Origin of the sequence: Acinetobacter nosocomialis NIPH 2119 (assembly GCF_000368085.1) — a bacterium.
GTDB lineage: Bacteria > Pseudomonadota > Gammaproteobacteria > Pseudomonadales > Moraxellaceae > Acinetobacter > Acinetobacter nosocomialis.
The window spans coordinates 2394170-2415211 of sequence record NZ_KB849239.1; the positions used below are offsets into that span (position 1 = coordinate 2394170).

Consider the following 21042-nt stretch of genomic DNA (forward strand, 5'->3'; position numbering starts at 1 on the left):
GGTGCAGTCGGTGCAGTCGGTGCAGTCGGTGCAGTCGGTGCAGTCGGTGCAGTCGGTGCAGTCGGTGCAGTCGGTGCAGTCGGTGCAGTCGGTGCAGTATTTAATTTTTTTATAGCGCGTGATTCAAACTTTTTAGGTTCTTTTGAATTATGAAGATTCTCAAAAGGTGCTTCTTGAACAGGTATAACGACAGATTTAGGCTGCGCCACTTGCTTCGGTGCTTCGATTCTAATATTTGATTGCTTCTGTTCGACTTTTTTACTCGGCACAATCATTGGTCGACCATCTGGACCAATGATTGTATAGAACCCATCTGCATAAGATACAGAAACGCTTGCTATCGCAACACATAAAGTTGAGATAGCAAATCTAGGTCGAAACATCCTTTTATATTGTTTTACCATTTTGTTCTATAGCTCAAACCAAGTACTGTAACTTTTGTATTCGTTTTTACATCTAAACCAGAATATGGGTTTAATAAAATATTATCGACACCACACTTATTCGACAATGTACTCGTACAAGCTGGAATATTGTCACGACTACGTAAGAAACCCACTGAAAGATCTAGATCAGTATCCGCATCAAAACGGTACCCCACCCCAAGACCAAATAATTGTGCATTATTGATCGGGACCATGGTATTACGTTTATCATCAGGTATTGAACTGGCACGAGGTTCATAACCTGCTCTTAATTTCAAACGATCAGTTGCTGAATATTCAAGACCAATCCCCCAGCTCCATGGCGAGGTAAATTTCAGTGGCAATGATAATGAATTATCGGTAACGTCATTAGATAAAAGCTTTGCTACTTTTAATAACGTAATTTGTCGATCAAATTCGAACTTAAATTTATTCCAAGCAGAATAATCGGTCCATCCCACATCAAAGTTAACTTGTAAATCTGGTAATATTTTATATTTAATACCCGCTTGGAAATGTGCTGGATACTCGAGATCCATTGCAACTAAACCGGACTCAGTATCAGGAACATAACCAGGTAATCCGAGAATGGCAGCTAAAATTTGACCCGTAGCTGATGAGTTAAGACCGTTGATTAATTCTTGAGGTGCTCTGGCATTATTAATCATGTATTTGCCTTTTAAACGCATCTTGGCAGCACTTTGATAGACCATACCAAAACCAAAATCTTCTGTTGGTTCCCAGAGTAAACCTAGGTTATAACTTGGGCTTAATGATTGTTCTAACGAAACTTGCAATGAACCCATTTTACCAAATGGATTCATACCTTCTTTTGCATTACAAATTCCCAATAACAATAGATCGGTAATCATATCGTTATTGTCTTTGAACGGTGCACATACCACATCATCAACCATACGCAATACACCAATCATCTCATTTGGAAAACGTAAATCAGTATTTAATGCGATTGCGTTATAGGACATCCCTATAGAAGCCCCAATTGATAAATGATCATTTACCTGATAACCAAACGATGGGGATAAATAAGTGATCCGTTCTACAGCAACTTGCTTACCCATGTAATTACCAGGATTACCATTCTCTGCTCCAAACCCTGCTACCAAGGGGGCATATACTGCTGTCGCATAAGTAACTTTTGAACCAGGTGGTTTATAGGCAATTCCGGCTGTAGGAGCAACTAGAGGATATCCTCCTCCAAGATCAACCATTTTTTTTAGGATCGGCACATATAAGCTTGCGTACTCGACATCACCATGCACTGTCCCTTTGAAATCTGTACAGATATTAGCGGAAACTTCCGGACCATCATTACAAACGAGAGGGTCATCTGAATAACCAAAAATGTTATAACCAGGGGGCGCAGAAAACTCACGCTGAATATCAAAGTTAGCAAGAATTCCCTGTACATCGGTTTGCAACCCATCAATTTTTGCTAAGGCTGCAGGGTTAAAATGAACTGCACTAATACCTGGAGGATCTGCAGTTACAGCATTCCCCATCGATAGTGAGCGAATATCAACAGCTAAGTTTTGTCCTAATTGAGCATTGGCAAAGCTAGAAAAACCGGAGATAACAATTGCCGCCGTTAGAGGACATAATTTAGGATATTTCACCTGCATATCTCCTTATTTTTGTTTTTTGTTAAAACCTAAAATATCTAACGGGAATGACAAACCAAGAGAAATATCTGGTGCATCTTCGGTTAAACCAATACCAACAGTACCATTAACAATCGTTTCAGGTGAAACGCGAACACCTAAAGCAAAAGATAACATTCCACTACTTTGATCTGGTGATTTATACGACTCACCATTATTAAATTGGAATTCAGCATTTGTATTAAAACTTTGCTGATATGACATCGTCAAAGACACGTCATAGTTAAATGAATAAGCAAAACCAAATGAGAAACCGCCACTAATCCCTGGATCAAAAGATTCTAAAATGCGTGAACCTCGGGCTTGATTAAGGCCACTTTCTTTAAATCCATAATTGGCAGATGCAGAAGCGAAGAGAACAACTGGATCAATATATTTTCGAGTACTCGCCCCTACACCAACCGAGTAATATCCCTTACCTGTTGACAGCTCATCTATACCGATTTCATAAGGACTATCGCCTGTTTTAGTTGATACGCTACCAAAAAGTACGAGTGGTAAACGGCCTTGCTTTAATGGAAAAGGTTCCCAGCGTGCACCAAAAGAAATATCACCTAAACCAGCTGTTGTTTTATCTTTAATAATCTCAGACTTAGCAACAAAAGGAAGAGTTGCAGACAAGGTTAAGTTATCTAACACCCCATATTGGAAAGTAAAACTATTCGTTAATGTGTGGTTAGCATCTTCTTCAACACGTAAACGGTTAAGTTGAGAAGAATTATCCGATAAGGCTAAATCAATACGAGCGTCACGATAGTAAGTGTAATCAAGGTCATAGTAAGAAGAAATTACGCCCTTCTTAATCAAAGAATATTGACGTTCATTTGAAGTAAATACTTCTTGTAAATTTGTCTCCTGACTAGCATCACCTTCTTTTTTCTGTAACGCACTTGCAGCTTGATGTGCCTCACTATTTGGAGCTGGGGCTGCGGCATTCGTATCTACTACATTTGATGCTTGCGTAGTATTATCTGTTGTAGCTGAACTAGAGGTTATAGCTTCTGAAGAGCCAGAGCTTTCTGTTCCATTTGCTACAGTCTGATTCGTATCAGATACTTGTGCTTGCTGTACTTGATCTTCGGCATAGATTGTCCCTGTAATGGCACTCATACTTAAGGCCAACACACTCATCTTCATCCATCGATTATTCATGTTTTTCCTACCCAATTTATTTATTTTACTAACTTTAAAATTGACTATTTGCGTTTGTAATAAAGACGCATATAGGTTTCTATCGGCTGTCCATATGTCGGCGAATGATTATCGTTATCTAGCACACGTCTCATGGTTGAAGCTTTATTTGCTAAACGATCAAAGTTAAATGCTGGATATTGAACATCAACAAAAGCATATCTATTGACCGTGGCATCTTCGACATGACGCATATCTGCATCTTTTAATGCCAATAGATCTTTACGCTGTGATTCAGGAACAGAAATAACAAATAAAGTATTATTATCCCAAATTTGTTTAAAACGACTTTCATCAAAGCTGATATTCCCTAAAGCAGGGTCAGCTACATATACTCTTCCATCTTTATAAGCTTTATATACGACAAAATGTTTAAAACCTGCATAAGAAATAGGCACAATTGCAGGCTGACCGAGTTTAACTAAATCAGAAAACTCACCTCGATAACCACCGCTGTCTAAACCAATTGCTGTGACAAAGCGCTTCATATCAAGTAATGAGAAACTTCGGCGCTCAATAATACGTTGATATTCGCCATACTGAAGCAAACCACTCATTGTTTGCTGTTCAGTTAAACTCGTTCCCACATAGCCATTTAATAAAGTCGTAAGTGCAGCAGAGCCACAACTATAATCATAGGCTTGTCGAACAATGCCACGAAACTGGTCTTCTAAAGCCGGTTTTATTGTGACAGGTTCAATATGGTTTCGATGAAATGATAAATTACGTGAATCGGCAGTCTCTGTATAATAAACAGTTCCCGGCGGCTTTTTTTCTATTTCGAAGGCTTCTGTCGCAAAGTAATACATCAATGCTGAGCCTAAAACTATCTCTAACATAAGCACTTGGTCTAAATGGTGGCCTAACCGGCCTTATTCATTTTATTCTTAGAGCAATAGCTCTACATCCCTGTGTGTTGAAGATACCTTTTTTTTTTGTAAAAAACAGCTTTTTTTTAATCTTTTTGATGAATGCATAGTTTTACATTTATAAACTGTTAATTAATTCTCATTTAAATATTTTATATTCTTTCTTATTATATAAGCTAATATTATTTAAATAGAAAAGTATAGATATTAGTTTTATTAAGATAAATAAAAAAGCGCGTATAAACGCGCTTTTTATCAGTCTTTAAATTAGTGACCAGAAATAGTAATTGTAGAAGTCCCTACATTTAAACCTTGAATTTCTAAATCACCAATTGAAGCATTACCCGCTGCACCTAGGTGTACGCCCTGTGCATAAACGTTCATACCTTGCGTACTGTTATTTTGGATACGTAAGCCTGTAGGAACAACAGAAATATTCGCATTTACATCCAAGTCACCAGTTGTATTACCTGAACCACGAACCATTACTTTGTCTAGGACAATTTTACCACCACCAGCAGCATCATTAATACCGAAGTTAGATAGTGTTAAACCACCTTGCAAGCTAGAGTTCACTTTGATCATTGCGCCTTGCGGAGTTGAACCTAACTGAACATTTGCAGAAATTTGACCCAAAGATAAATCTAAACCAGAGATAATTTCAGTTGGAGCAGTTTCAGTAATACCACGTACAGCCGTAGTTGTATTTAATGTACCGGAAGTACCTACACCAATTGAACCAACATGCACGTCAACCGCACCTACTGTTGCTGCAACGTTTAAGAAAGCACCATTTGAACCTGAAGCACCATTTGTATCAATCGCTAAATCTAAAAGATTACCTGTACCTTTTTGAGTTACCGTAACACCACTAATTGCGATTGAACCCGCTGTACCTGAAGCGCCAGTAATACCTGTTGATGTTGCTAAACCATCATTATCGTGTAGGTATAATTTATCGATAGAAATACCACCAGAACCCAAAGCAATACCGATATTAATACCGTCTTGACCTGTAGCAGCACTAAGCGCTGCATCATCCATTGATTGCATTGCCATAGCATTTGCACTGATAGCTAAAGAAGAAACTAAAGCAAGTTTAGTGAACATTTTCATTGAGCACTCTCCCAAGAGCATTTATTTTTTGACTTAACCACTCTTACTGTCTCAAGTTGCATTTTTCTTTTGTGGCAACCGAAACTTCCAATCCTTGAGTAGTTTTGCTTAGCAATTACTAAATTACAGCTACGTTAATTTTTGTTCAACTACTGTAATGCACTTTTTGCCAATTACCCGACAAACGGTACCGATATTGATTGCCCGTTCGAATTCATAAATTATTAGCAAAACTGAAAAATTGTTCGGTTGTTTTTTCTACGAAATATTAAACTCTTTCGACTCATCCGTTTGATGGACTAGAAGTTGTAGTAAACTATGTCACCTCTTCCAAGTACTTATATGTTTAAAATGTCTCAGTTAAAGAAAAAAATCTCTTTAGAAAGCTCTCGATCTGCTGCCGATATTTTAAAAAAATTAGAAGAGTTAATCGGGCTTGTATATCTTCATGATGACAACAATCCGGTTATTGGGTTTCTTCCAAATAAATATTTAATTATTCAAAATTATAAAAATTTTTTATTTGAAAAATCGGACCTAAATAATTATCAAACTTCATCTGACATACAGAGTCTTATAGATTTTTCTCAATTTCAATCCCCAGATCTAAAAAACAAAAATATTGAAACTATAAGCTTTAATGGAGGATATATTGGTTTTATTAGCTATGACTTCTCTGCGAATCAATTTATAAATAATCAATTACATGAACAACCTTCTTTATTTATAGGTTGCTATCATTCTTTTATTAAAAATATAAATAATGAATGGTATTTTTTTAGCGATGAAAATAATGCATTAGAAATTTTTAAATATATTTCAGATTTACTCAAAAAACCTTCTTCTAAACTAAAAAATAATATTTTTAAATTAGAAGAAAATATTCATCCTCGTTGGAATAAAAATAAATACTTAACTGCCTTTCATAAAATACAAGAATATATTAAAGCAGGAGATTGTTATCAAATTAACCTTACTCAAGAATTCAGTGCAAATTTTACCGGCTCATTATTAAATAAAGCAGAAGAGTTGTGGAATTTAACTAATGCTCCATATGCTGGTTATTTGAAGTTAGAAAATTTTGAGTTATTAAGCTGCTCTCCTGAATTATTTATTGAGTTTGATGTAGATAAGCAAATTAAAACCAGACCGATCAAAGGTACTATGCCTCGTTTTAAAAATGAAGAACAAGATTTACTTTCAAAGCAAACCTTAAAAAACTCTAAAAAAGATCAAGCAGAAAATGTCATGATCGTTGATTTATTACGTAATGATTTGAGCATTTATGCCAATACTGGCTCGGTAAAAACAACGAAGTTATTTGAAATTGAAAGTTTCAATCAAGTTCATCACATGGTAAGTGAAGTTACGGCTACACTTAAAAATGATATTAATCCTATGCAAATGTTACTCACTGCTTTACCAGGAGGTTCAATTACAGGAGCTCCTAAAATTCGAGCAATGCAAATTATTGAAGAGTTAGAAGGTGCGCCAAGAGGAGCATATTGCGGGACTCTGGGGTATTTTAATTTCGATGGCACGGGACGTTGGAATATTTTAATTCGCAGTTTTCAACAATATCAAAACCAACTCTCTATTTGGGCGGGTGGCGGTATTACGATTGCCTCAGAAGCTGAGGCTGAATATCAAGAAAGTCTTGATAAAATCTCTGCTATGCTGAACTTAATGAACAGCACAGCAGAATAAATATTAAAGAATATCTTGCTTCAATGTTTGAACTAAACGCGCATTTTGTTCATCAGTTCCAACCGTAATACGTAAAAACTGATTAATGCGAGGCTTATTGAAATAACGGACAATAACGCCCTGCTCACGCAACTTTTGTGCTAATTGCCCAGCATCATATTGCGAATGCGTAGCGAATATAAAATTCGCTTTCGATGGCAAGACGTTAAAGCCAAGTTCCGTTAAATCACGAACAAGTTTTTCTCGACTTATAATGACCTTTTGACACTGTTCTTCAAAATAGGCTTGATCTTCAAAAGAAGCGACAGCCGCTGCAATAGCAAATCGATCAATTGGATATGAATTAAAACTATTTTTTACCGCTTCAAGTGCTGCAATCAAATGTGACTGAGCAATCGCAAATCCAACGCGTAAACCAGCCAAAGAACGAGACTTTGAAGTTGTTTGGCACACCACAAGATTTTCATAACGGTTTATCAAACTTACAGCTGACTCAGCACCAAAATCAACATAAGCTTCATCAATCACAACCACACGGTCTGGATTAGCTTGTAACACTTGTTCAATCTCTGCCAAGCTTAACGCAATACTGGTTGGTGCATTTGGGTTGGTAATAATAACCCCACCATTAGGCTGAGTATAATCTTTGACATCAATCTCGAAATTCTCATTGAGTGGAATTTCTTTTGTTTTTGTTCCAAAAAACTGGCTATAAACTGGATAAAAACTATAAGTAATATCCGGATACAGAATCGGTTCTTCTTGAAGGAAAAATGCTTTAAAAATATGAGCAAGCACCTCATCAGAACCATTACCTACAAAAACTTGAGATACATCAATATCCTGTTGCTTAGCAATCGCTTGTTTTAAAGCTGTAGCATCCGGATCTGGATATAAACGAAGAGCATCAGCTTGTTCATGTAATACCGCTTGAACTGCTTCTACTACTTTGGGTGATGGCGGATACGGGTTTTCATTGGTATTTAACTTTAATAAATTCTGGATTTTAGGTTGTTCACCTGGCACATAAGGCTCTAGTTCACGAACCTCAGGACTCCAAAAACGCATTTGTGCTGTAGATACAGTCATAGTCTTATCTCAAAAAAGGGCTGAAAGTCAGCCCTGAATAATCATTAAAAAAACTAAAAGGCTTAAGGCTTATTGATAACGATAACGAGCCGAACGTGCATGGGCATCAAGATTTTCTTGGACAGCAAGGACATCAGCCGTCTTAGCTAATGTTTTAACGCCCTCTTTTGAGCACATAATCAAGCTAGAACGCTTTTGAAAATCATATACACCAAGTGGCGATGAGAAGCGCGCTGTACCAGATGTTGGTAATACGTGATTTGGGCCAGCACAGTAATCACCAATTGCTTCAGGTGTATATCGTCCTATGAAAATTGCCCCTGCATGACGAATGTCTTCGCTCATTGTTTCAGCATCATCAAGACATAACTCCAAATGCTCTGGTGCAACCTGATTAATCAAATCAACAGCTTCTGCACGGTCTTTTACTAAAACTAAAGCCCCACGATTTTCAATCGATGTATGTGCAATATCAGCTTTTGGCAATTCACTTAAGTGTTTTTCAATTGCAGACTCTACAGCTTCTAGCAATGCTTCATCTGGAGTAATGAAAATAGCTTGAGCGACTGTGTCATGTTCAGCTTGAGATAATACATCCATCGCTAACCATTCAGCGTTATTCACACCTTCCGCATATACTAAAATTTCAGAAGGCCCAGCAATCATATCGATACCAACCTGACCAAATACAGCACGTTTTGCTGCTGCTACAAATCGGTTTCCAGGGCCCGTAATTTTATCAACACGTGGAACGGTCTGAGTACCATAAGCTAAAGCAGCAACAGCTTGTGCACCACCAATAGTAAATACTCGGCTAACACCAGCTAAATAAGCAGCAGCTAAAACGAGTGGATTTAGTTCACCATTTGGCGCAGGCACCACCATAATAATTTCAGGTACACCTGCCACATGTGCAGGCACTGCATTCATAAGTACAGATGAAGGATAAGATGCAAGTCCGCCTGGTACGTAAATACCAACACGGTCAAGTGGAGTCACTTTTTGTCCTAGGGTGTTACCTAAATCATCTACATAAGTCCAGCTATCTTGTTTCTGAGCCTCATGAAATGTACGAATACGATCAGCCGCGAGTTGTAAGGCTTCACGAATCTCTTTGTTTAAACCATCAAAAGCAGCTTTAAGTTGTTGTTGAGACAATTCTAGATCGGAAAATTGATGCGCTGGATGTCGATCGAACTGTTGAGTAAGTTTTAAAACATGATCATCACCATGCTGACGAACATCAGCAATAATTTGATCTACTGTTTGAACTAAATTAGGATCATTAACAGTTTCAAAAGCTAAAAGCTCGGCAAAAACCTGTTTGAAGTTCTGATCTTGAGTCGATAAACGTCGCATCAATTTACCCACAAGGCGAAAAAGAAAAACCAAGTTTACTCTTTTTCTAGACTCTTGTGGGCATCATATCTACAACTATCGCAAAAGCATGATAGGAAATTACTTTTAACGTGATTGAACAGCATGTTCAAGTTGGGAAATGATAGGGTTTAATAAGCCTTGTTTACGTTTAAAGCTCGCTTTATTAACAATAAGGCGTGAAGATACTTTACAAATTTCTTCTAATGGTTCAAGACCATTTGCTCGCAAAGTATTTCCGGTATCCACGACGTCAACAATATAATCACCTAAACCAACGAGTGGTGCCAGCTCCATAGAACCATAAAGCTTAATAACATCCACCTGCTCACCTAAGCTTGCATAGTATTGACGAGTTAGATTGACGTACTTAGTCGCAATTTTTAGACGACCTTTTGGACGTTCCATTCCTACTTTACCAGCAGTCATTAATTTACATTTCGCAATCTGCAGGTCTAATAGCTCATAAACATGCTGAGCACCATGTTCCATAAGCACGTCTTTACCGGCTACACCTAAGTCAGCTGCACCATTCTCAACATAAGTTGGCACATCAGACGCACGTAAAATCAAAATACGAACTTGCTTGTGAGTGGTAGGAAAAATTAACTTACGCGATTTTTCCGGGTCTTCAAGTAGGTTAATACCTGCTGTAGCAAGTAAAGGTAAAGTTTCTTTTAAAATACGTCCTTTACTCAGTGCCAAGGTCAAACCATGATCAAAATTACCCATTACGTTAAAATTAGGATCATCGTTTCTTACGTCATTCATTAACTTACTCGCTTAATTTTGGCACCTAAACCTTGAAGTTTTTCTTCGACATGCTCATAACCACGGTCAATATGGTAGATACGGTCAATTAATGTATCACCTTCAGCAACCAAAGCCGCTAAAACCAAAGAGAATGAAGCACGTAAATCTGTTGCCATTACAGGTGCTGCCTGTAATTTTTCAACACCAGTCACAACAGCATCATGACCTTCAACCTGAATATTAGCACCCATACGTGACAATTCAGGAACGTGCATGAAACGATTTTCAAAAATGGTTTCAGAAATCGTTGCAAAGCCACGACCAATTGCATTTACAGCCATAATTTGTGCTTGCATATCAGTCGGGAATTCAGGATGCGGCAACGTTCTAAAGCTTACTGCTTTAGGACGCTTACCCAACATATCCAATTCAATCCAGTCGTCGCCACGGGTCACTTCAGCACCCATTTCTTCAAACTTGTCTAAAACAGATTCAAGTAATGAAGGATCTGTATGTGTTGTTTTTACACGACCACCAGTAATAGCCGCTGCAGCCAAGTAAGAACCTGTTTCAATACGGTCTGCAACAACTGCATATTCACAACCATGTAGACTTTCAACACCAGTAACAACGAGTGTATCGGTATCTATACCTTCAATTTTTGCGCCCATTTTAATAAGCATTTGGGCAAGGTCAGTAATTTCAGGTTCACGCGCAGCATTACGAATTGTAGTTACACCATCTGCTAAAGCAGCCGCCATTAAAATATTCTCAGTACCGCCGACAGTGACCATATCGAAGACTACTTCACCGCCTTTAAGTCGACCATCTACAGTCGCATGGACATAACCATTTTCGACTTCGATATGAGCACCTAACGCTTCTAAGGCTTTTAAGTGTTGATCTACTGGTCGAGAGCCAATTGCACATCCGCCAGGTAATGAAACTTTGGCATTTCCATAACGCGCTAATAATGGTCCTAAAACCAAAATAGATGCACGCATTGTTTTTACAAGTTCATAAGGCGCAAACTGGTTATCTAAAGTCGAGGTATCAGCTTTAACGGTATCGTTCTCATAACTGATCGTGACGCCTAAACCACCAATTAATTTCACCAAAGTATTTACATCTTTAAGATTTGGAACATTGGTTAATGTAATTGGAGAGTCAGCAAGAATCATTGCCGCAAGTAATGGTAAAGCCGCATTTTTAGCACCAGAAATGCGTACTTCCCCTTCGAGCTTAACACCGCCCGTAATTAAAAATTTATCCATTAATATTTAAGCTCCGAAAAGGCTTGCTTTGCGCCATTCATCTTTGGTCATCGCACGAATTGTTACGGCATGAACTTCGCCACTTGCAATATAAGTATTTAATGGTGCATAAACTGCTTGTTGACGGGCAACAGTACGCTTACCTTCAAATTGATCATCCACAATACGGAGGTCAAATTTTCCAGCCTGTCCGCTCACCGCTACTTCCGCTTCAGGAAAAGCTTCTTTTAAAATTTGAGTGAGCTGTTCACTATTCATTGCAAAGACCTCTGGCACAACCTACGGTGTAAAACGAAGTATTTTACTATAACTTTTTCAAAGAATTCAGTACGTGTTTATATTTTATCAATAAAAAAGAGGCTATATTTCAAGCCTCTCTCAATTATTAAAAACTTATTAAATAGAAACAGCAACTTGTGAATATGTACATTGCATTTTCCGATATTTTAACAATTGTTTTTTTAGTTTTTCAGTCAGTTTTTTAATTGAAGTATACATATCATCTGCTGTTGCTTGAGCAAATAGTTCAATTCCCGGTAACCGGACTATTGCTTCGGCCACATGATTAGAACTACCTTTATGCGATCGCTTATCAATCTGATGATCTTTGGTTAATTTAATCTGCATACTATTCACCTGATCAAGATGTTTTGTTAACTGATTAAATTTTGCTTTAATATTTTCTTCTATAGCTGGTGTAATTGCTAAATGATGTCCACGAATCGTTATTTGCATAATTCTATCCCTCACCTTTTTGGGTTATATAAAGAAGAACTAAAACGATTTAATGCAATCTAAAAAAGATGATTTGGGACAATTAAATCATTCTAGCTACTCCTTTTGGTGAAATTGAAATTTCATTATTTCGTCATAATGAATATCTAGAATAGTCATACTTCAAAATCTAGATCAAGACTTTTCTTTCGGATGACGATGGAATATGTAACGATTCTCGATATTTTGCTACAGTCCTTCTAGCCACTTCTATCCCTTCATCTTTTAACAAAGCAGCAATTGCATTATCAGACAATGGTTTACGTGGATTTTCATTGGATACCAACTTTTTAATCATAGCTCGAATGGCGGTAGAGGAAGCCTCCCCGCCTGCTGTTGTTCCCACGTGACTAGAAAAGAAGTATTTCAACTCAAAAAGTCCACGTGGTGTTAGCATATATTTATTTGTTGTGACCCGAGAAACTGTAGACTCATGTAATTCCACTTCCTCAGCAACGTCCCGTAGTACCAACGGTTTCATTGCTTCAGGACCTATTTCAAGAAATGCTTTTTGATGCTCAACAATACAAGTCGCAACTTTTAATAAAGTTTTATGGCGCTCATCAATGCTCTTTATAAAATTCTTGGCTTCAAGCATCTGATTACGCAGATATAAATTATCATCACTCTGATCTGCCCTACGAATCATACTCGAATAAAAAGAATTAATTCTTAGTTTTGGCATCACATCAGGATTTAACTGAACTTGCCAATGTAAATCCTTCTTAGCAACTACTACATCAGGAATTTGATATTCTGATTCTTGCTTTTCAAAATCCATACCTGGGTAAGGCTTTAGTGTTTTTAGCAAATCAACTGCAAACTTTAACTGATCTTTAGAAAGACCTGTTTGTTTTAATAATTTATTGAGATCGTTCGCAATCAATAATTCATAATATTGAAGTAGATTTTTAGCTTCTTTTAGATATTTAGTTTCTTTAGGCAAAAACTCTAACTGAACTTTTAAACATTCGGCAAGATTACGGGCACCAATACCAATTGGATCAAGCCGTTGTATATGCTTTAAAACAACTAAAACTTCATCTTCCTCAACGTCTTCCTCAATATTCATATCATTTAATAGATGTTGTACAGCTAAGATTATCTCTTCTATCTCAGCATCTAAAAATCCCTTATCATCTAAGGCATCCACAATACAATAAGCAATCAACTGATCTATTTTTGAAAAATGCAATAAATTGACTTGTTCTAACATATGCTCTTTAAGTGTCATCTGAACTTGACGGTTATCCTCACGCTCTTCAAATTCAGGCGTAGCCAGAGCTGTAGACTGATGGGTATAAATGTCATCCCACTCAGTATCAACAGGTAAATCATCAGGTAAATGGTTTGCATTTAACTCTGTAGTAAGATCATCTGCCTCTTTTTTTTCTAAAGTGGATAAACTTTCTGCTATTGATTCATCTTCCACTTTTTCAAGTAATGGATTACTATCTAATTGAATTTGAATTTCTTGCTCTAATTCTAAACTTGAGAGCTGCAGTAAACGGATTGCCTGCTGCAATTGAGGTGTTAACGATAAAGAGTTCGCAACTTTCAATCCAACAGATAATTTCATATATTTCTCTTTCCAAAAAACAAGCAAAAATCATGCCTATTCATTATTTATAGCATATAGTAATGGTTTATCCTATATATTGACTCAGCATTTCATGAGAAAAGTAGTAATTTAATCTTCTAAAATAATATTAAGGTTATTTTGAGTTATATCTAATGATCGATTGAGAATAATTAAAAAAGATTATTGCTTCATGAATTATATTTTCACTTTATACCGCTTGTATTTTTCCATATTTTATCGAATTTATATTATTCTTGAAGTAATCATATGACAAATAAAAAAACACCCCCACTCTTTAGAATGGGGGTGTTTGGAATAATGAGCTGGCGATGACTTACTCTCACATGGGTAACCCCACACTACCATCAGCGCTAAGAGGTTTCACTTCTGAGTTCGGGAAGGGATCAGGTGGTTCACTCTTGCTATGGTCGCCAGCACAACTGTTTATGGATACTTGCTTTGGTCTTATTAACTGCCGAAGCGTTTTCCAAATCTTTACAGACTGGGCTGATTGAATCTGACTGTGTTCATTTTAGCTAAGCGTTTAACTAAATCAAGTTGCTTTGTAGATTTATGAATCGATTGATGCTTTATATACAACTGCTTGGGTGTTGTATAGTCAAGCCTCACGAGCAATTAGTATTGGTCAGCTTCACATATCACTATGCTTCCACATCCAACCTATCAACGTCCTAGTCTCGAACGGCTCTTTAGAGGAATAAATTCCTAGGGAAATCTTATCTTGAGGTAGGCTTCCCGCTTAGATGCTTTCAGCGGTTATCCCTTCCGAACATAGCTACCCGGCGATGCGACTGGCGTCACAACCGGTACACCAGAGGTTCGTCCACTCTGGTCCTCTCGTACTAGGAGCAGATCCTCTCAAATTTCCAGCGCCCACGGTAGATAGGGACCGAACTGTCTCACGACGTTCTAAACCCAGCTCGCGTACCTCTTTAAATGGCGAACAGCCATACCCTTGGGACCTGCTTCAGCCCCAGGATGAGATGAGCCGACATCGAGGTGCCAAACACCGCCGTCGATATGAACTCTTGGGCGGTATCAGCCTGTTATCCCCAGAGTACCTTTTATCCGTTGAGCGATGGCCCTTCCATACAGAACCACCGGATCACTAAGACCTACTTTCGTACCTGCTCGACTTGTGGGTCTCGCAGTTAAGCGCGCTTTTGCCTTTATACTCTACGCGTGATTTCCGACCACGCTGAGCGCACCTTCGTACTCCTCCGTTACTCTTTAGGAGGAGACCGCCCCAGTCAAACTACCCACCAGACACGGTCCTCGTCCCGGATAACGGGACAGAGTTAGAACCTCAACATTACCAGGGTGGTATTTCAAGGACGGCTCCATTGGAACTAGCGTTCCAACTTCAAAGCCTCCCACCTATCCTACACAAGTAAGGTCAAAGTTCAGTGTCAAGCTGCAGTAAAGGTTCACGGGGTCTTTCCGTCTAGCCGCGGGTACACTGCATCTTCACAGCGATTTCGATTTCACTGAGCCTCTGCTGGAGACAGCGCCGCCATCATTATGCCATTCGTGCAGGTCGGAACTTACCCGACAAGGAATTTCGCTACCTTAGGACCGTTATAGTTACGGCCGCCGTTTACTGGGGCTTCGATCAAGAGCTTCGCTTACGCTAACCCCATCAATTAACCTTCCAGCACCGGGCAGGCATCACACCCTATACGTCCACTTTCGTGTTTGCAGAGTGCTATGTTTTTAATAAACAGTTGCAGCGGCCTGGTTTCTGCGGCTGTCATCAGCTCAGGAAGCAAGTTCCATCACCAACAACAGCGTACCTTCTCCCGAAGTTACGGTACCATTTTGCCTAGTTCCTTCAGCAGAGTTCTCTCAAGCGCCTTGGTCTACTCGACCTGACCACCTGTGTCGGTTTCGGGTACGATTCCTGTGTAACTGAAGCTTAGAGACTTTTCCTGGAAGCATGGTATCAGCCACTTCGCTGTACAAGTACAGCTTGCTATCGGATCTCAGTATAGAGTACCCCGGATTTGCCTAAGATACATACCTACATCCTTCCACCTGGACAACCAACGCCAGGCTGACTTAACCTTCTCCGTCCTCTCATCGCATTACACAGAAGTATTGGAATATTAACCAATTTCCCATCGACTACGCCTTTCGGCCTCGCCTTAGGGGTCGACTCACCCAGCCCCGATTAACGTTGGACTGGAACCCTTGGTCTTTCGGCGAACGGGTTTTTCACCCGTTTTGTCGTTACTCACGTCAGCATTCGCACTTCTGATACCTCCAGCATACTTCTCAATACACCTTCATCGGCTTACAGAACGCTCCCCTACCACTTGACTAATGTCAAATCCGCAGCTTCGGCACATAGTTTTAGCCCCGTTACATCTTCCGCGCAGGCCGACTCGACTAGTGAGCTATTACGCTTTCTTTAAAGGGTGGCTGCTTCTAAGCCAACCTCCTAGCTGTCTATGCCTTCCCACATCGTTTCCCACTTAACTATGATTTTGGGGCCTTAGCTGGCGGTCTGGATTGTTTTCCTCTTGACTACGGACGTTAGCACCCGCAGTCTGTCTCCCGGATAGTACTCATAGGTATTCGGAGTTTGCATCGGTTTGGTAAGTCGGGATGACCCCCTAGCCGAAACAGTGCTCTACCCCCTATGGTATTCGTCCGAGGCGCTACCTAAATAGCTTTCGGGGAGAACCAGCTATCACCAGGCTTGATTAGCCTTTCACCCCTATCCACAAGTCATCCCCTGGCTTTTCAACGACAGTGGGTTCGGTCCTCCAGTTAGTGTTACCCAACCTTCAACCTGCTCATGGATAGATCGCCTGGTTTCGGGTCTATACCCAGCAACTAAACGCCCTATTAAGACTCGATTTCTCTACGGCTCCCCTATACGGTTAACCTCGCTACTGAATATAAGTCGCTGACCCATTATACAAAAGGTACGCAGTCACACCACGAAGGTGCTCCCACTGCTTGTATGCATGCGGTTTCAGGATCTATTTCACTCCCCTCACAGGGGTTCTTTTCGCCTTTCCCTCACGGTACTGGTTCACTATCGGTCAGTCAGGAGTATTTAGCCTTGGAGGATGGTCCCCCCATATTCAGACAAGGTTTCACGTGCCTCGCCCTACTCGTCATCATTATGTGTGCCCTTTCGTGTACGGGAATATCACCCTCTACGTTCGCACTTCCCAGAGCGTTCCACTAAAACACACATAACTTAATGGGCTGATCCCCGTTCGCTCGCCGCTACTGAGGGAATCTCAATTGATTTCTTTTCCTAAGGGTACTGAGATGTTTCACTTCCCCTCGTTCGCCTTGCAACACTATGTATTCATGTTGCAATACCTACCTTAAAGTAGGTGGGTTCCCCCATTCAGACATCTCCGGATCAAAGGATATTTGCCGCCTCCCCGGAGCTTTTCGCAGGCTATCACGTCTTTCATCGCCTCTGACTGCCAAGGCATCCACCACATGCACTTAATTACTTGACTATACAACCCCAAACAGTCGATGTTACCTACAAGTTAGTAACTTCAACATTTCAGTTTAGAGCACTGTGTATTTAAACACTGTACAGCTTCAATCTAAATTCATATACCAAAACGCTTGATTCAGTTAATTTGCTAGTTCTCAATTAACTCCAAGATCAGAATTACTTCATCTCTCTTTGTTATTGAGTGAACAATTTATTTCAGACTCAATTTTGCCAATCTGTTAATGAATAAACATGCCTTCATCAGGTCATGCTTAATACTGTGATACTTAAATCACAGAAGTTAATAAATCAAGACCGAAATCTCTATTTACTAATTTCTGTAATCCGAACTTATCTTAAGTTCTGGTGGAGACTAGGAGAGTCGAACTCCTGACCTCCTGCGTGCAAAGCAGGCGCTCTACCAACTAAGCTAAGTCCCCAGCTTACATCATCAGTCATGTATCTTTTATCTATAACTTTAACCAGTCAAAGTCATGGTGGGTCTGACAAGACTTGAACTTGTGACCCCACGCTTATCAAGCGTGTGCTCTAACCAACTGAGCTACAGACCCTCAGATACATCTATGAAGAACAACTTGTTGTGGATTCTTACCAATCGTCAATCTTTCGTTAAGGAGGTGATCCAGCCGCAGGTTCCCCTACGGCTACCTTGTTACGACTTCACCCCAGTCATCGGCCACACCGTGGTAACCGCCCTCTTTGCAGTTAGGCTAGCTACTTCTGGTGCAACAAACTCCCATGGTGTGACGGGCGGTGTGTACAAGGCCCGGGAACGTATTCACCGCGGCATTCTGATCCGCGATTACTAGCGATTCCGACTTCATGGAGTCGAGTTGCAGACTCCAATCCGGACTACGATCGGCTTTTTGAGATTAGCATCACATCGCTGTGTAGCAACCCTTTGTACCGACCATTGTAGCACGTGTGTAGCCCTGGCCGTAAGGGCCATGATGACTTGACGTCGTCCCCGCCTTCCTCCAGTTTGTCACTGGCAGTATCCTTAAAGTTCCCGACATTACTCGCTGGCAAATAAGGAAAAGGGTTGCGCTCGTTGCGGGACTTAACCCAACATCTCACGACACGAGCTGACGACAGCCATGCAGCACCTGTATGTAAGTTCCCGAAGGCACCAATCCATCTCTGGAAAGTTCTTACTATGTCAAGGCCAGGTAAGGTTCTTCGCGTTGCATCGAATTAAACCACATGCTCCACCGCTTGTGCGGGCCCCCGTCAATTCATTTGAGTTTTAGTCTTGCGACCGTACTCCCCAGGCGGTCTACTTATCGCGTTAGCTGCGCCACTAAAGCCTCAAAGGCCCCAACGGCTAGTAGACATCGTTTACGGCATGGACTACCAGGGTATCTAATCCTGTTTGCTCCCCATGCTTTCGCACCTCAGCGTCAGTGTTAGGCCAGATGGCTGCCTTCGCCATCGGTATTCCTCCAGATCTCTACGCATTTCACCGCTACACCTGGAATTCTACCATCCTCTCCCACACTCTAGCTAACCAGTATCGAATGCAATTCCCAAGTTAAGCTCGGGGATTTCACATTTGACTTAATTAGCCGCCTACGCGCGCTTTACGCCCAGTAAATCCGATTAACGCTTGCACCCTCTGTATTACCGCGGCTGCTGGCACAGAGTTAGCCGGTGCTTATTCTGCGAGTAACGTCCACTATCTCTAGGTATTATCTAAAGTAGCCTCCTCCTCGCTTAAAGTGCTTTACAACCATAAGGCCTTCTTCACACACGCGGCATGGCTGGATCAGGCTTGCGCCCATTGTCCAATATTCCCCACTGCTGCCTCCCGTAGGAGTCTGGGCCGTGTCTCAGTCCCAGTGTGGCGGATCATCCTCTCAGACCCGCTACAGATCGTCGCCTTGGTAGGCCTTTACCCCACCAACTAGCTAATCCGACTTAGGCTCATCTATTAGCGCAAGGTCCGAAGATCCCCTGCTTTCTCCCGTAGGACGTATGCGGTATTAGCATCCCTTTCGAGATGTTGTCCCCCACTAATAGGCAGATTCCTAAGCATTACTCACCCGTCCGCCGCTAGGTCCAGTAGCAAGCTACCTTCCCCCGCTCGACTTGCATGTGTTAAGCCTGCCGCCAGCGTTCAATCTGAGCCATGATCAAACTCTTCAGTTAAAATCATTTTGCACCTTATTTATAGACAAGGTGCCAATTCTGGCTCATCAATTACTGACTTAAATTTCGCTCAAATAAACTTCGAGTAATTTAAACCAATCAATCAATGAAAATTATTTCGATTAATCAATCAGTAAAAATCCACACAAGTTGTTCTTCAATTCTCTTAATGATCTTCTTCCTGGTTCGTCACCAGCAAGCTAGGTCGGCTATATTACTCTTAATCTCTTAAAAGTCAACAGGTAATTTCGATATTTTTAAAACTTACTTCTCAAACCAACTTAACATCAAATTCATCACTTAAAGCAACCAATCTAATCTCAAGTAACTGTTTTTCAACAAGTTTCTATCTGCATCACCGCCGATGGATGTGCATTATAGACCATTAATATCCCTTTGCAATACCTTTTTAACATCCTACGCATCAACCGATCATTTTTTAGGCTTTTTAGTCATTTTTCTATATTATTTGACCAATTTTACATTGATAATAGCTTATCGCTTCTGTATTAAAATATATCTCTATCCAACTGCATATTGAACAGAGCCTGGCTAGCGGTTAAGGAATTATATGAATTATTCTAATTTACTATTATCGAGCTTATTAACTGTGGGTCTTTATACCTCAGCACACGCTCAGGAAAATCTTACTGAAGAATCTGCCGCTAGTCCGGAAGATGCTACTTCGACAGAGGCTCAGCAGGGCCGCCCCCGCTCACAAATTATTAAAGACTTGAAAGCGCTAAAAGCTAAAGATTTAAAAATTAATGCAAACGCTGCTCAACCGGATACAGTAAAAGATCCACTACAGTCATTAAACCGTCCGATTTATTCTTTTAATGATATGTTGGATCGTAATATTCTTCGTCCAGTTGCAGTTCAATATAATGAGAAAACTCCAGAAGATGTGCGTGGCTCTTATCGCCAGTTCCGTAAAAATCTTGGAGAGCCATGGAATGCTGTTAACCAGTTAATTCAAGGACGCCCTGGACGTGCAGCAAAAACACTCGGCCGATTTACTGTTAATACATTAACAACTTTAGGTTTAGCTGACCCTGCTAGTCGCTTAGGCCTTCCGCCTGAAGATGAAAGCTTTGGTGTCACTCTTGGTTATTATGGCGTTCCTTCTGGGCCATTTTTAATGTTGCCTTTCTTTGGACCGAGTACATTACGTGATGGGATTGGCTTAGCTGTAGATTCTCAGGCTCGTCCACAAAAGTACATCATGGATAACCAAGATGGTCTTTACTGGTCAACTAATGTCTTACAGGCCATTGATACACGTGCTCAATATCTAGATTTGGATCAAACCATACAAGGTGATCAATATGCGATGATTCGCGATTTGTATCTCCAACGTAAGGCTTTCCAAATTGCTGAGAAAAAAGGTAATTCAGCAGACGTATCTTTTATTGATGATGACGAATCTGAAGATGTACCAGATGATAGTCAAACTAAAAAATAATTAAAGAAGAAATCAAGGTATTGTACTCTTCATATAAAAAGGCAATACCTTGATTTTGATCATACATCCTCTATGATGG

13 protein-coding genes, 2 tRNA genes, 3 rRNA genes and 1 pseudogene are annotated in these 21042 nt (G+C 40.1%); 2 read left to right on the forward strand and 17 right to left on the reverse strand.

Translation table 11 applies throughout. From position 1 onward, the window contains the following. From F984_RS23055 to filA, 5 genes and pseudogenes are all read right to left on the reverse strand, one after another. A pseudogene (locus F984_RS23055) lies at positions 1 to 383 on the reverse strand (putative pilus assembly protein FilE); the annotation flags it as partial. 14 nt (positions 384 to 397) lie between these two features. Beyond that, on the reverse strand, positions 398 to 2062 hold the full coding sequence (gene filD, locus F984_RS15010; RefSeq protein ID WP_004710495.1) for a putative pilus system OmpP1/FadL family transporter FilD: 1665 nt from the start codon (positions 2060 to 2062) through the stop codon (positions 398 to 400). A 12-nt stretch (positions 2063 to 2074) separates the two neighbouring features. Continuing rightward, entirely contained in the window at positions 2075 to 3259 is a 1185-nt protein-coding gene (gene filC, locus F984_RS15015) for a putative pilus system protein FilC (RefSeq protein ID WP_004710498.1), read from the reverse strand. Positions 3260 to 3303: 44 nt separating this feature from the next. Then, the gene (gene filB, locus F984_RS15020; RefSeq protein WP_025469346.1) at positions 3304 to 4137 is read right to left on the reverse strand and encodes a putative pilus system C39 family peptidase FilB; all 834 of its coding nucleotides are present in this window, start codon (positions 4135 to 4137) and stop codon (positions 3304 to 3306) included. Positions 4138 to 4434: 297 nt separating this feature from the next. Beyond that, the gene (gene filA, locus F984_RS15025) at positions 4435 to 5283 is read right to left on the reverse strand and encodes a putative pilus system protein FilA (RefSeq protein WP_002050459.1); all 849 of its coding nucleotides are present in this window, start codon (positions 5281 to 5283) and stop codon (positions 4435 to 4437) included. A gap of 318 nt (positions 5284 to 5601) precedes the next feature. On the opposite strand from filA, the gene F984_RS15030 reads away from it, so the two are divergent. Beyond that, on the forward strand, positions 5602 to 6990 hold the full coding sequence (locus F984_RS15030; RefSeq protein ID WP_004710504.1) for an anthranilate synthase component I family protein: 1389 nt from the start codon (positions 5602 to 5604) through the stop codon (positions 6988 to 6990). Between the two features lie 3 nt (positions 6991 to 6993). Here the strand turns inward: F984_RS15030 and hisC are convergent, their stop codons facing one another. From hisC to F984_RS15090, 12 genes are all read right to left on the reverse strand, one after another. Continuing rightward, positions 6994 to 8079 carry a histidinol-phosphate transaminase gene (gene hisC, locus F984_RS15035; protein WP_004710506.1) on the reverse strand — a complete coding sequence of 362 codons (1086 nt, stop codon included), beginning with the start codon at positions 8077 to 8079 and terminating at the stop codon, positions 6994 to 6996. A 69-nt stretch (positions 8080 to 8148) separates the two neighbouring features. Beyond that, complete coding sequence (gene hisD / locus F984_RS15040; protein ID WP_025469347.1) at positions 8149 to 9438, reverse strand: histidinol dehydrogenase; 1290 nt, start codon at positions 9436 to 9438, stop codon at positions 8149 to 8151. Positions 9439 to 9543: 105 nt separating this feature from the next. Then, the gene (hisG, locus tag F984_RS15045) at positions 9544 to 10227 is read right to left on the reverse strand and encodes an ATP phosphoribosyltransferase (protein ID WP_002050281.1); all 684 of its coding nucleotides are present in this window, start codon (positions 10225 to 10227) and stop codon (positions 9544 to 9546) included. Beyond that, positions 10227 to 11483 (reverse strand): UDP-N-acetylglucosamine 1-carboxyvinyltransferase, encoded by a 1257-nt coding sequence (gene murA, locus F984_RS15050; protein ID WP_004710509.1) that lies wholly within the window; start codon positions 11481 to 11483, stop codon positions 10227 to 10229. Before murA ends, hisG begins: the two co-directional genes overlap by 1 nt. 6 nt (positions 11484 to 11489) lie before the next feature. Continuing rightward, positions 11490 to 11741: a BolA family iron metabolism protein IbaG gene (gene ibaG, locus F984_RS15055; RefSeq protein WP_002050455.1), complete on the reverse strand. Its 252-nt coding sequence runs from the start codon at positions 11739 to 11741 to the stop codon at positions 11490 to 11492. A 138-nt stretch (positions 11742 to 11879) separates the two neighbouring features. Continuing rightward, positions 11880 to 12218 carry a ribosome hibernation-promoting factor, HPF/YfiA family gene (gene hpf / locus F984_RS15060; RefSeq protein ID WP_001167461.1) on the reverse strand — a complete coding sequence of 113 codons (339 nt, stop codon included), beginning with the start codon at positions 12216 to 12218 and terminating at the stop codon, positions 11880 to 11882. A 169-nt stretch (positions 12219 to 12387) separates the two neighbouring features. Further along, positions 12388 to 13836: an RNA polymerase factor sigma-54 gene (locus F984_RS15065; RefSeq protein ID WP_004710512.1), complete on the reverse strand. Its 1449-nt coding sequence runs from the start codon at positions 13834 to 13836 to the stop codon at positions 12388 to 12390. 324 nt (positions 13837 to 14160) lie between these two features. Next, positions 14161 to 14275 (reverse strand): 5S ribosomal RNA (gene rrf, locus F984_RS15070). 179 nt (positions 14276 to 14454) lie between these two features. Continuing rightward, positions 14455 to 17345: ribosomal RNA gene (locus F984_RS15075) — 23S ribosomal RNA — on the reverse strand. 348 nt (positions 17346 to 17693) lie between these two features. Then, positions 17694 to 17769: transfer RNA gene (locus F984_RS15080), tRNA-Ala, on the reverse strand. Between the two features lie 55 nt (positions 17770 to 17824). Then, a tRNA-Ile gene (locus F984_RS15085) sits at positions 17825 to 17901 on the reverse strand. Positions 17902 to 17960: 59 nt separating this feature from the next. Continuing rightward, positions 17961 to 19498, reverse strand: a 16S ribosomal RNA gene (locus F984_RS15090). Together the 16S, 23S and 5S rRNA genes with 2 tRNA genes alongside form the textbook arrangement of a ribosomal RNA operon. Before the next feature lie 571 nt (positions 19499 to 20069). Here F984_RS15090 and F984_RS15095 point away from each other — a divergent pair. After that, positions 20070 to 20963, forward strand: a complete 894-nt coding sequence (locus tag F984_RS15095) for an MlaA family lipoprotein (RefSeq protein WP_004710515.1) — start codon at positions 20070 to 20072, stop codon at positions 20961 to 20963. The last annotated feature ends 79 nt before the right edge of the window (positions 20964 to 21042 follow it).